The organism is Streptomyces sp. NPDC032721 (assembly GCF_055579625.1).
In genome coordinates this window covers 31,859-43,003 of record NZ_JBVIMX010000035.1, presented here as the reverse complement: position 1 = coordinate 43,003, position 11,145 = coordinate 31,859, and the positions used below count along the sequence as shown (strand labels likewise).

At 68.9% G+C, this 11,145-nt stretch carries 10 protein-coding genes; all 10 read right to left on the bottom strand.

The annotated features are described in order from the left end of the window. Window positions 1–169: 169 nt before the first annotated feature. Complete coding sequence (locus ACZ5PB_RS41160; protein WP_468698641.1) at window positions 170–946, bottom strand: GP88 family protein; 777 nt, start codon at window positions 944–946, stop codon at window positions 170–172. Then, the gene (locus ACZ5PB_RS41155; protein ID WP_468698639.1) at window positions 939–1,391 is read right to left on the bottom strand and encodes a hypothetical protein; all 453 of its coding nucleotides are present in this window, start codon (window positions 1,389–1,391) and stop codon (window positions 939–941) included. Before ACZ5PB_RS41155 ends, ACZ5PB_RS41160 begins: the two co-directional genes overlap by 8 nt. Before the next feature lie 74 nt (window positions 1,392–1,465). Then, window positions 1,466–1,969, bottom strand: coding sequence for a hypothetical protein (locus ACZ5PB_RS41150; protein ID WP_468698637.1), 504 nt, complete (start codon window positions 1,967–1,969; stop codon window positions 1,466–1,468). 246 nt (window positions 1,970–2,215) lie between these two features. Further along, window positions 2,216–2,644 carry a hypothetical protein gene (locus ACZ5PB_RS41145; RefSeq protein WP_468698636.1) on the bottom strand — a complete coding sequence of 143 codons (429 nt, stop codon included), beginning with the start codon at window positions 2,642–2,644 and terminating at the stop codon, window positions 2,216–2,218. 161 nt (window positions 2,645–2,805) lie between these two features. After that, the gene (locus ACZ5PB_RS41140) at window positions 2,806–3,273 is read right to left on the bottom strand and encodes a hypothetical protein (RefSeq protein ID WP_358478221.1); all 468 of its coding nucleotides are present in this window, start codon (window positions 3,271–3,273) and stop codon (window positions 2,806–2,808) included. A 14-nt stretch (window positions 3,274–3,287) separates the two neighbouring features. After that, window positions 3,288–5,552 carry a hypothetical protein gene (locus tag ACZ5PB_RS41135; protein WP_468698634.1) on the bottom strand — a complete coding sequence of 755 codons (2,265 nt, stop codon included), beginning with the start codon at window positions 5,550–5,552 and terminating at the stop codon, window positions 3,288–3,290. Further along, complete coding sequence (locus tag ACZ5PB_RS41130) at window positions 5,552–8,179, bottom strand: hypothetical protein (RefSeq protein ID WP_468698633.1); 2,628 nt, start codon at window positions 8,177–8,179, stop codon at window positions 5,552–5,554. Before ACZ5PB_RS41130 ends, ACZ5PB_RS41135 begins: the two co-directional genes overlap by 1 nt. Then, on the bottom strand, window positions 8,179–8,577 hold the full coding sequence (locus ACZ5PB_RS41125) for a hypothetical protein (protein WP_468698631.1): 399 nt from the start codon (window positions 8,575–8,577) through the stop codon (window positions 8,179–8,181). The genes ACZ5PB_RS41130 and ACZ5PB_RS41125 overlap by 1 nt, the downstream gene beginning before the upstream one ends. 80 nt (window positions 8,578–8,657) lie before the next feature. After that, the gene (locus ACZ5PB_RS41120) at window positions 8,658–9,773 is read right to left on the bottom strand and encodes a DUF4417 domain-containing protein (RefSeq protein WP_358478214.1); all 1,116 of its coding nucleotides are present in this window, start codon (window positions 9,771–9,773) and stop codon (window positions 8,658–8,660) included. After that, window positions 9,770–11,116 (bottom strand): hypothetical protein, encoded by a 1,347-nt coding sequence (locus ACZ5PB_RS41115; protein WP_468698629.1) that lies wholly within the window; start codon window positions 11,114–11,116, stop codon window positions 9,770–9,772. Before ACZ5PB_RS41115 ends, ACZ5PB_RS41120 begins: the two co-directional genes overlap by 4 nt. Window positions 11,117–11,145 lie beyond the last annotated feature (29 nt).

The window sequence follows — 11,145 nt, the reverse complement described above, 5'->3', positions numbered from 1 at the left end:
CCTCTTTCCCCTCCTCCTCTTTCTTGTTTCCCCCTCCCTGAAGCACCCCCCCCCCCCCCCCCCCCCCCCCCCCCCCCCCCTCCTCCCCCCCCCCCCCCCCCCCCCCCCCCCCCCCCCCCCCCCCCCCCCCCCCCCCCCCCCCCCCCCCCCCCCCCCACCCCCGCGGGTGTCAGTGCGCCAGCGCCAACTTCTGGTTCGCGCGCGCCCTCTTCGCACGCAGCTTCTCGTCGCGCGCTCGCTGAAGGCTGCCGAATGTCTCCTGCCCCTGTTTCTTCAGAAGGTGCGGAATGTTGTTGGCCGGGATTCCGACGAGAGGGGATTCGCTGAGGACCGACAGAAGGTCCGACTCCGTCTGGTCGGTGTAGTCGGCGGCGATCAGCGCTTCCACATCGGGGAAGACGTCCGCGTGCCTTTCTTTACCCAGGTCGATGAGGTGGTCCTCCTTTCCTCCGAGGCTGTAGCACCAGAGGAAATTTTCAGGCGGGTCGTTGGCGACTACCCGCTTGAACAGGGAAATTTCCTTGGTGTAACAGTAAAAGCGAACGCCCGGCGAGTTGCGCATGATGCGCATCCAGGTGAGAAGGTAATCCTCGGAAAAGAAGTCGCCTGAATCGTGCACGCGAATCCATTTTCCGGCGTACCGCTTGTGTCTGAGCTCCTCGGTCATCTGCTTCTCGAAATCTTCGGGGGTGTCGCGGCAGAGGAGGAGATTTCGGATGTGAGCCGCGCGGACGTTCTTGAAACGGTAGGTGCCGACCCGGGCATAGCACAGCTGGGCGCATACGCCCGCCTGAGGGCAGACGTTGAAATGACTTCCATCGGGCATTTCGATGACGAAAGCCGGGAGCGTCCAGTTGAAGACGCCGATCCTCCTCAGGTCGGAGTTCTGGGTAAGAAGCCGTTTCTTGGGTGCAGTGCGACCGGTCGCCTTCGTGCTCTCAGGCATCTCGTTCCTCACATTTCGACGGGCGGGGCTGGGTGGTAGGACTGGCAGGGCAGCCGTCGTGCGGGCGGGTGCACGCGTGAATTCCGAGCGCGGTCACACCGCCTTCGGCTCTCGCGAGTACAGCGAGCCCTTTGGCGATCGCGGTGCGCGCGCTGCGCTGGTGGTGCCCGCCGTACTGCGCGTCGTCGCCGTGACTGGTGATCAGGTCGGCGGCTTTCTCCGAGACGCGCTTGATCTCGGGGTCCGGGAGGTCCCTGAACTCGGCGATGCACAGCGGGACCATGAACAGCAGCCACGTCACCCACGTCGATGACGCCGGCGTTGCGCTGCTTCCGGGGGCGGTGACCACCCGGCCGAAGGGGCCGTATGCGTCGGGAGCCCGGAGCGGGTCCGGTTCGTGTTGGACAGGCTTGTCGCCGAGGCCGGCGGGGGGACTGGCTGTCATGGTGAGGTGTCGCTCCATGCAGGGCGCCCCCGGCTGCATCAGCCGGGGGCGCCAGTGGGGGAGGGGTAGGGCGGTCAGCCGCGCGCGGGACAGCCGGCGGCGTGTGCCGGGGAGGTGCGGAAGCGCGGGGATCCGCCGAGGGCGTCCCGGGCCTGGAGGAGGTAGTCGCCCAGGTCCTCCAGGCGGTCGATCTCCTCGGTGGGGACCGGCTTGCCGCAGCAGTGGCACGGGCTGACGACGTCGAAGGTCAGGCGGCCGTCGTCGTTATAGGTCGCGAGGAAGTCCAGCGTCCTGTCGGCGAAGGGGATCGTCAGCGCCACTGCGGGGAAAGCTCGGCCGCCCGCGACGAGCGGATGGGTGTTGTCTTCGCCGGTTCGGATGGCGACCGGGCGGCCGAGCGTGAGGAGCGAGAGGCGGTGGCGCAGCACGGCCTCCACCCACCGGAGTTCCGTGTCCTGGCTGTGAAGGGCCGGGTCCGGTCCGATCCAGGCGGCCCGACCCGTCTGGGCGCGCTTCAGTGCGGCCTCGACGGCTGCGGTTTCGACGTCGTTGAAGGGCTTCATCGTGGTGCTCGGCATGGGGTCTCCGAGGAGGATCGGGCCCGCGTGATGGGCACGCTGGAGCGCGTGATGTCACCTGGGCTGGATGTGAGGCCGCGAGTAGCGGCTCCGGTCGGCGGCGTCTCCCGCACGACATCCATCACGATACATAGTGAACGCCTATTGTGCAACAGTCTGGGCGTAGGGCGGCCGGCCTGCCTCTGCCTCCTCGGCGCGGTGTAGCGGGAGGCATCGGCGCGGCCGGCCGGTTGTCCGCGGACTGTCTTACGTCAGCGCGGCGGTGAGCTGCCCGACCTCGTCGAGCAAGAGCTGGGCCCGGGCGAAGGCGGCCGCCTTGTGCCCGTAGGAGGGGACGACCAGGTGCATGGTCTCGTGGGCCAAGGCGCGGTCCGCCTCCTCGCGCGTGGTCACCAGCTGGAGGTTGATGGCCATCAGCGGCACCTTCAGGCGTGCCGTCTTCGGGCCGGTGTACACCTGGGCGGCATAGTGCGCGAGGTAGGGCATGCCGCTGACCGAGGCGTACGCCGCGAGGTCCGTGACGAGGTGGAACTCGCGCTTGGACACAACTGCGAACAGCTTGGCGCGCCGGCGCAGCCAGGCCACGTCAACGGGGAGATCGCGCTCGTGCTCCGGCAGAGGACTGCGCAGGTCAGCATGCCGCTGTTCGGTCACCGGGTGTGCTCGATCTGCCATGTCCTCCTCCTTCCGCGTGCGGTCCGCCTGGTCCGCCAAGTTCGTCGGGCCGGCCCTCTTCGTACCGGGGCCGGCCAGTTGTCTGCCCGCGGCCGCCGGGCCGCGGGGACATCATGCCAACACGCCCCGCAGTCCCCCTTCGCCGCCGGCGGCGGGGCTGCTCACGCATAGCGTCCGTGCCAGGAGTCGGCGTCCAGCCGCGCGAGTGCGGCGTCCTCCTCGGGAGTGAGACGGTTGGTGAAGTCCTCCCAACGGGTCAGCTGCTCGAGTTCGGGGCCGTCAGCCGGCTCGATCCGCGCCTTCTGCCCCGAGGTCAGATCTATCTCCACGCAGTCGTCCACGACGTCGGCCCGCGCCACAGAAAGGGATCGCCGCCGGGCCAGGTTGAGGTTGAACAGGTATCCGCTCCCGGTGTCCTGGCCGCCGACCAGGGGCCTGATCCATATGACCTGGTCGTCGTCGTCCTCGAAGCGGTGGTGGCGGGCAAGCGCGGTGCGGAAGACCTCGGTACCGTCGGGGTCTGACACGACCAGGCGCGCACCGGCGTCTACCGGGTCCCCGGTCGGGCTGTGGTTGCCCGCGAGGAGATCCGCGAACCGCTGTCGCCACTGCTGCTGTGTTGCTGTCATCGAATCGCTCCTGCTCAGCTGTAGTAGTCGGCTTCCGTGCACAGGACATCCTCGACCGGCTTCCCGCCGAGCTGGGTGATGCCCCGCGCGGTGAGGGAGGCAAGGATGCTGCTGCGCTCCGCGGCGGTGTGGCAGACGATCCGGCTGGGGGCCTCTGCCCCAAGCAAGTCGATCCCGTTGCGGAACATGATCTCGTTGCTGCTGCCGGAGAACTTGGCGATCTTCATCGGGTCCCGCGTAATCGCCCCCGCGTTGTAGTTGTGGTGCGCGGGGTTGATGGCGCCGTAGTGGTCGCCGTTGTAGGCGTAGTAGTCGCTGCGCTGCATGAGCACGCTCGGGTCGTCCCAGATGAGCCGGCCGCCGCCAGGCTGGGCGGGCGTCTTCTTGACGCGCAGGAAGACGCTGTTGGCGCCGCCGGTCATCTTGTCGGCCTGCTCACTCATGCCGAGCCCGCCGCCGATACCCATCACGGCTCGCTTCTCCGTGGAGGCCAGGACTCCGGTGCCGAGGAGGCTGGCGAGGTCGCCGCCGTTGAGGTTGTGGGTCAGTGACCGGCCCTTGAACGCGTCCTGGATCTCGGCCTTCTTGCCGGTCACGTCGAAGCGGGACCAGGTCAGCCACTTCCCTCCCGTCGAGGGTGTGGGCTCGTAGCCCGGGCTGGCCGCAAGTTCGGCGCCGCTGGAGAATCCGGAAGCCTTCGCAACGGCGTCTCGGACGACGTCGACCTTCATCGGGAGCACCTTGTGGGAGGCCTCCAGGTGGATCCTCTTCATGGCCGTCTGCAGGGCGTCGCTGTCGAGACCCATGAGGGACTCCATGCGCTGGTGCACGATCTCCTGGACCTGGAGATCCTGGAGACCCTGGGCCGTCTCCATGGCGGCCTTCATGCCCGGGGCGTCTTCCAGCCCCTGGGCTCGGATGTTGTTCGCCAGGTACGTCCACTCGCCCTCGGCCGCGGTCATCGGCTTGTTCATCAGGTGCAGCTGTTCCAGCCGCTCCACGAGGTCCTTGCCGTGGCCGGCGCCCGCAGGGGCATGGACCTCGAGCTGTCCCCGAAGCGAGTACTCCGTGTGCTTCGGATCGTTGTCCTTATACGGGCGGTAGACGGCCTTCCAGCCGTCACCCATGTCGATCTCGTACTCCGTGCCGTTGGCGGAAGAGCGGGTAACGCCGTCCCACGACGTCTGCCCGGTGGCCGGGTCCAGGTTCGCCTGGATCCGGCTGGCCTTGCGGACGGTCGCGGCGAGCGTGCCAGGCTCCGGATCCCCATCGGGCACCGGTACCTGCTTGGTGACCATCTTGGTGGTGGTCACCTCGTATGCGTCCATCCACGGCATGGGCGCGCCGCCGTTGTCGATCTTGTCCTTCACGACGTTCAGCTGGTCCATGTAGTGCTGGGCCATGGCCTTTTCGTCGTCACTGATCGACGGGTCGTTGAGGACGTCGGAGACTGCGTCGACGGCCGCCTGGTGCTTGGCGATCGACGCGTCCGACATCTCGGAGCCGGTCTTCAGCTTGTGCTGCACGGAGCTGACCGCGGTCTTGGTCAGCTCGGCCAGCTTCTTCTCCTTGTCGAGGTCCAGGCGCTCCTTGACTTCCTCCTCGACCTGGATTTCCTCCATGTGCGTGCCGGGGATGCTCAGCGCGTCGAGGAGCTTCTCCTCGGCCTCCTCGGATATGTGCGTGAGCAGCACCTCCCGCGGGCCGTCCGGCGAGTCGTAGGCGACCAGGGTCGCTTCGGAGTTGATGAAGTCGTCACCACCCACCAGGATCGGTGTCCCCGTGGGCTCGCCCACCGGGGGCGCCGCCGGTACGGGAGTCAGCGGCGGGTCCGTCTCTTCCTCTTCCTCCTGGACCTCCTCGATGTCCTCCGCCTGGAGCAGCACGGCTTCCTCCGTAGGCTGCTCCTCATCGCTGCTCTGCACCTCGGCGGCGCCCGTGACACCCTCGGCAGACGTCTCCGGAACGTCCTCCTCAGGGGGCGCCGCGGACACGACAGGCTCGGGTTCGGATTCGGTGCCCAGCGGCCCGCCGGGCTCCGCCAGCGGGTCATCGCCAGCCGGCGGTTCCGCAAGGAAAGTCGGCTCGACAACTGGTTCGGGCAGCTCCGGCACCTCGAAGCCCGGCGCCCCGGAAGCTCCTGCGGCCGCGCCCGTGACGTCGCTCTCCCCGCCCGCTGCCGGCGCGCCCGTGAGGTCCAGCGGGGCGGCAGGGGCCTCGGCGAGCGCGGTCGGGCTGACCGCGTAGCTCTGGTGGCTCGACTTGGATCCGGTCCCCATCAGCTACCACCGCCGTGCTTCAGGGAGGCGCCTGAGGGCAGGCCCAGCTGCTTGACGAAGAAGTCGGAGAAGTTCTCGCGCAAGTTGTTCTTCCTCTCTACGGCGTGGTCCAGGAACGCCGTGGCGATCTGCTCGTGGGTCACCTGGGATTGCGGGATTTTCAGGGCCTTGGCCGCCCGGCTGCGCATCTGCGGCACCCATGCCACACCGGCCTTGGCGCCCTCGTGCGCGGTGGAGTGCAGGATGGAGCGCAGCTGTGCGTCTGGCATGGACTCGAACTTCTTGATCACCGGGTGCGCGGCGGCCGGGTTGATCTTCACCCCGCTGGCGAGGCCACCGCCCAGAGCGGCCTGGTAGAGCTTCTGGTGGACCGGGGTGAAACCGCCTCCGCCGCTGGGGGCGTAGTCGACCGACAGCTGGTCCGCGCCGAAGTGCTTGAAGGCCTGACCGCGGTCGATCTGCACGAGCCCGCCGGAGGACGTGGCCAGCCAGTTGTCCTGGTGGCCGTCGTGCTCGCCGACAAGCCACGACCCCACGTGCGACCGGACGATCGCGTCGACCTGGGACTGTGTCCACTGGCTCGGGCTGGCCGTGAACGGCTTGGCGTCCTTGAGCAGCGGCTGGATGGAGCCGGCCGTTCCGTCAGCCTTCTTGTGGTGGTACACCGGCACCGCCGGGACCCCGCCCAGCGACAGAACGTGGGATGCGGCGGCTTCGGTGTGGCCCAGGGCCCCGCCGTGGTTGTGGTCGGCCTTGAACATCCACTGCGAGCCATCGGGGGCAGCGTGGATGGTCTTGGCGTACGTCCCTCCGAGGTTGGACGCCGAGGTGCCGGGGCCGAAGGTCCAGCTGGCGACTTCCTTGGCGTCGATGCGGGCCGGCAGATCCTGGTTCGTCGCCTTGGCGTGCTGGACCGCGGCCATCATGGCCTGGACGTTCGCGTTGAACGATCCCGGCTTGGGTGCCTTCGCCGGCTTCGCTGCAGGCGTGGCAGGCTTCGCCGCAGTGCCGGCGCTGTTCGACGGCAGTTTGCTCGCCAGGGCCTGGACAGCCTCGTCGGAGGCCAGGCCGCCACTGGGCGTGCCCGCCGGCGCCGCGGCGGCTGCCGCCTTGGCGGCCTTGGCTGCCTCCTTCTTCGCGGCGTCCGCGTTGACCTTGTCCTTGATGGCCTGCTGGTCGTACTTGTTGTTGAAGCTCGCGGCGATGTAGTTCTGGACCTGGGCGCGCGTGGCCTTGGCGTTGTTGTCCATGCCTAGCTCGGCCGCGACGGTGCGCAGGTCGGAGAGCTTCTGCTTCGCGGCCCACGCCTTGAAGTCGCTCGTCAGATCGCCTGCGTGGAGGTGCTTCCCCGGTCCGAGGGCCGGATGCTCGGCGTACGGAGTGTCGCTGGCACCCCCCAGCTGGGTGTTGGCGTACCACCCCTTCACGCCCGTCTGCATGTCTTGGACGTCGCCGGCGTTCTTCGCCCAAGCGGCGATCACCTGCGGCGCGCCCGGGTCGCTCGCCGACGGCAGGTTCAGCGGCTGTCCGCCCTCGGGAGCCATCGCAATGTGAGCGGCGTAGCCGGCGTCGAGGTTCGCCAGCTGCTCCTGCCGCTTGACCGCCAGTGCCTTCAGCGACTCCACTTCGCTCTCGGGTGTGTTCGGCCGCATCAGCGCTACGAGCTGGTGGCCGCCGAGATGCATCGCCTCGGTCTCGCTCAGCTGGCCCGAGGCGAGAGCCTCCTGCACCGAAGGCTGAACCACCTTCGGGTGCATGTACGTGTGGGTGAGAACTTCGTCAACCGCCAACTTGGCCTCGGCCTTGGTCTTGGCCAGGTCCTCGCCGAGCTCAGGACAGTCGGCCGAGGCCAGCTTCTGCTCGGCCGCGAGCATCGTTTGCAGGGCCTCGGCCCGCTGCTCCTGCCACTGGGGCCCGAAGGTCTTCGACGCCTCGTTCCAGGCGTCGATCGACGCCGAGACTTCCTGGGCGGAGGCCGTAACCTCGTCCGGCGTGGCCTTCCATGCGCCACTACTGAGGGGCGGCTCGGTGCCCTCGAGCTCGTGCAGGTCGGCGAGCGTCATTCCGCCGACCGTCTTGCCGGCGAGCAGCTCGTTGTACCGGCTGAGCGCGGCGGCCTGGATCTTCTCCTTGGACGGGATGTCGTTCGGGTACGCGGGGTCGAGCCAGTGGACCAGAGGGTGCTGGCCCTTGCCCGACAGGCCCACCAGCGCGGGGTGCTCGAAGCCCTTGGCCTCGGCGATCTCGCGCAGGTCGTCCTCGTCGAGCGAGTTCAGGTAGGCGAGGGTCTGCGCCTTCAGCGCCTTGGTGTGCGCCTCGATCTCCTCATCGGAGGCACCCGCCGCCTTCAGCTTCTCGATGGCCTCTTGGGCCTGCTCAACCTGCCCGACGAAGAGGTCGTACCGCTCGACAGGATCCGTCGGCACTTCGTCCTCGGGGTCGAGGGCGAACGGCGGATCGGCGAGCTCCCCCATCAGGTCCATCGCGACCACGAGGTCGGCCTTGGCCTGGACCTCCTCGTCGGACATCGGCTGTACGGGTGCCTCGGCCACCACGTCGTCCGTCTCGGATGCCGTGGTGGGCCCCACCGCGTAGGAGGCGTGCGAGGACTTGCTGCCTGTACCCATCAGCCATCACCCCGCTGCGGAAGCGCAGGGATGACCTCAGCGAGCAGTTCATTCAGAACCAGATCGGCTGCATGCGTGAGATCGAGCGCGCCCTCGGGAATGTCGGCTGGCTCGAGCGAGCACGCGCCGCCGGACTGCTGGATCCACCGCTCGATGTCCTCGTCGGTGGTGGCCTCGCGCAGACGCTCGCGCCAGGGGTCGGCCGTTTCGTAGACGAGGGGGACCCAGCGCACGACCCGCTCGGTCGGCTGTCGGCTGTCGTCGAGGGCGAGCACCGCGACCGGGTCGACGGGGAGGCCGAGCGCGGGGTGCCAGACGAGCAGGATCCACAGCCGCCAGGCCGGAGCGGCTGGCGTCGGCTCCGCCGTCTGGGCTTCGGTGGTGAGTTCGGTCGTCACGGAGGCTCCTCCCAAAGGTGCTTTCACCTGCTACAGGTGTGGGAGGAGCCGCCGGTGTGACAGTGCGGACGAAGAAGTTTTCAGCGGCTGGGCAGGAGCGAGGCCATGTACTGGACGGTTGCGGCGAAGGCATCCTCGGTCCGGGCGTGGACGTCCTCGCGGCCGTTGGGGGTCATGATCGCGCCGTGCAGGGCGTACTGGTGGGGGTTCTGGGAGATCAGGGTCAGCCGGGGGCCGAAGATCTCGGCCATCTCGGCGATGCGGTTGGCCCGGGACAGGCCGGTGAGGATGACCGGCAGGTCCTCAGGGAGGGTTTCGGCGAGGAAGTGTAGGCCGGGCCGCTCCCAGCTGTCCCAGTCGGCGTTGTCGCGGACCGTCTGCACGTTGACGGCGATGGCGGCCGGCTGGGTGTCCTCGATCCAGGAGACGTAGCGCTGGAGGTCCTCGAGCCGGAACCAGTAGACGTTCGGCACGACGTTCACGCCGGCCTCGGCGAACTCCTGAGCGAGCATGAGGCTGCGGCGCATGTTGAGCAGGTGCTCGGTGCGCGGCCAGTCCCCGTAGATCGAGTAGTTGCACGAGAGGACCAGGTCCCACTCCTGCTCCGCGATCCGCTCGACGAGCCTGTCGCGGCCGCGGCGGGTCCAGAAGGCCTCGACGAGCGGGTCCTCGCCGTAGCCGACCAGCACTGCCTTCTGGTGGTCCCCGAGGGCGAGGGCCTGGCGGGCGGTCTGCTCGGTGAAGCGCTTGTAGAGCGTGTGGGTGTCCGGAGAGAAGACCCGGCGCAGACCGACGCCGTACGCCGGCCAGTTCAGGCTGGCGTCGAGCTTGGTGACCGCGGAGCCGTCGGTCATGGGGATGAAGGACGGCAGACCGTCGGGCAGCGTGCTGTCGACGGTGATGTCGTCGAAGGTCAAGGTGCCGCCGACGTCCGCCATCCACTGGGCTATGTCGGTTCGGCTCCCGCACCGGATCGGGCACTTGCGGGTCACGCACGCGTTCGCCGGGGCGTCCGCCTCGGCCGCCGAGCACCCGCAGAACCGACAGTCTGAGTTCTGGCCGGTGCACAGGGGCTCGACGGTGGCCGGGCCGCCCCGGCCGTCAGGCCCGGCGTAGAAGGCGCAGCTGTTGCAGTCGCAGCCGCGGCCCGGGAGGGGCACGCCGACGGTCGGGATGGGCAGGGAGACACTGGTCATGCTGCTTCGCTTCCTTCGGTGATTGCGTCGGGGTCTGTAGCGCCGTCGATGGCGGCGCCCTCGAGGTGGTCGTGGAGCTCGCGCAGAGCCAGGCGCAGGGAGCCGCGGTCGTAGCGCGCGATCTCCTTTCCGGCCCGGACTTCGGCCAGCAGCCCGCGGAGGCCGTCGAGCGCCGCACGGACCGTGTCCGTCTCCACTGCCGGACGGCTCGGGGCGGTGTCGGCCGGCATTGCTGCTGCGGCGGATGCCGCCGGCACCGGTGCCGGCGGCATCGCGGAACCCAGCTCCGCGGCCTCTGCCGGCTCATCGGCGTGGAGGGCCGCAGAAGCATCTCCGTCATCGCCTTCTTCGGTCTCTTCCTGGTCCTCGGCCCGGGTGGGAACTCGGGTGAGCTTCGCCCGGCGGCCGGCGTTCGCCGCGTCCTGCCGTTCCTCTGCTTCGGCGATGATTTCCTCTGGCCCGAGCTCGGGCTCCTCCAGGCCGACGTTCACGGCGGTCGGGAGCAGGTGGAGCCGCTTGGAGGACTTCAGCGCGGCCCAGATGCCCTCGGCAGCCTGTGCCCGGCCGTTGCGGAGCTCGGCGAAGCGGATCCTCGTGTTCAGGCGTACCGCGGCCTCGTCCATCTCCTCGGTGAGGTCGCGCGGCAGCGCGCGAAAGGCCCGCACGAGTTCGCCGGCCTTACGCTCGTTGAGCTGCAGCCCCAGGCGGTCCAGCACCTCGCTCCAGGGGGCGGCGCAGGAACTGTCGGTGCCGCGGATCTTCTCCAGGGCAAGGAACCGCTCGGCCGGATCGGGGATCGCGTAGACCTCCTGCGGCACGGGCTTGCCGGCCTTGAGCAGCTTGCCGACGAGGATGGCGCACCGCTGGTACAGCAACGCGGCGGCCTGCTCCCCGGGGCGGAGGGGCTCCCGGGCGAAGTTCTCGACGAAGCGCCACATGTGGCGCTCCTCCTCGGACAACGGCCCCGGGCAGACCACGGCCGGCAGCGCCTGGAAGTGCGGGTTGTCCGGCCTGTTGACGGCACCCCAGCGCATCGCGCGCAGGCGGCGCTCCCCGGTGACCAACCGGATCGTCGGCGCCTTCCCGTCGACGACGATCTCCTCGGCCAAGACCGGCTCCAGGAGGCCGATGACGGACATGGAGGAGATCAGGTCGGCGAGTTCGGACGGCGGCAGGGAGTCGGAGGGGTTGCGGGCGTGAGGCTCGGTGAAGGGTGCGCCCTGGCCGCGCAGCGGCAGCATCTCGAATCGCCGCTGCCGCAGCTTGACGCTGCGGTGCAGGATCTCGGTGAGCCGGATCATGCTCCCGCCGTCAGGCGGAGCTACGAGCGAGGTACTGGTCATGATGCTGCTTCCTTTATGGCCGGCGCGAG

Bases quoted from the DNA above. Each gene is read 5' to 3' on its own strand.
- ACZ5PB_RS41155 (WP_468698639.1), bottom strand. From the start codon at position 1,391: ATGACAGCCAGTCCCCCCGCCGGCCTCGGCGACAAGCCTGTCCAACAC.
- ACZ5PB_RS41140 (WP_358478221.1), bottom strand. From the start codon at position 3,273: ATGACAGCAACACAGCAGCAGTGGCGACAGCGGTTCGCGGATCTCCTC.
- ACZ5PB_RS41130 (WP_468698633.1), bottom strand. From the start codon at position 8,179: ATGGGTACAGGCAGCAAGTCCTCGCACGCCTCCTACGCGGTGGGGCCC.
- ACZ5PB_RS41145 (WP_468698636.1), bottom strand. From the start codon at position 2,644: ATGGCAGATCGAGCACACCCGGTGACCGAACAGCGGCATGCTGACCTG.
- ACZ5PB_RS41160 (WP_468698641.1), bottom strand. From the start codon at position 946: ATGCCTGAGAGCACGAAGGCGACCGGTCGCACTGCACCCAAGAAACGG.
- ACZ5PB_RS41150 (WP_468698637.1), bottom strand. From the start codon at position 1,969: ATGCCGAGCACCACGATGAAGCCCTTCAACGACGTCGAAACCGCAGCC.
- ACZ5PB_RS41115 (WP_468698629.1), bottom strand. From the start codon at position 11,116: ATGACCAGTACCTCGCTCGTAGCTCCGCCTGACGGCGGGAGCATGATC.
- ACZ5PB_RS41135 (WP_468698634.1), bottom strand. From the start codon at position 5,552: ATGGGGACCGGATCCAAGTCGAGCCACCAGAGCTACGCGGTCAGCCCG.
- ACZ5PB_RS41120 (WP_358478214.1), bottom strand. From the start codon at position 9,773: ATGACCAGTGTCTCCCTGCCCATCCCGACCGTCGGCGTGCCCCTCCCG.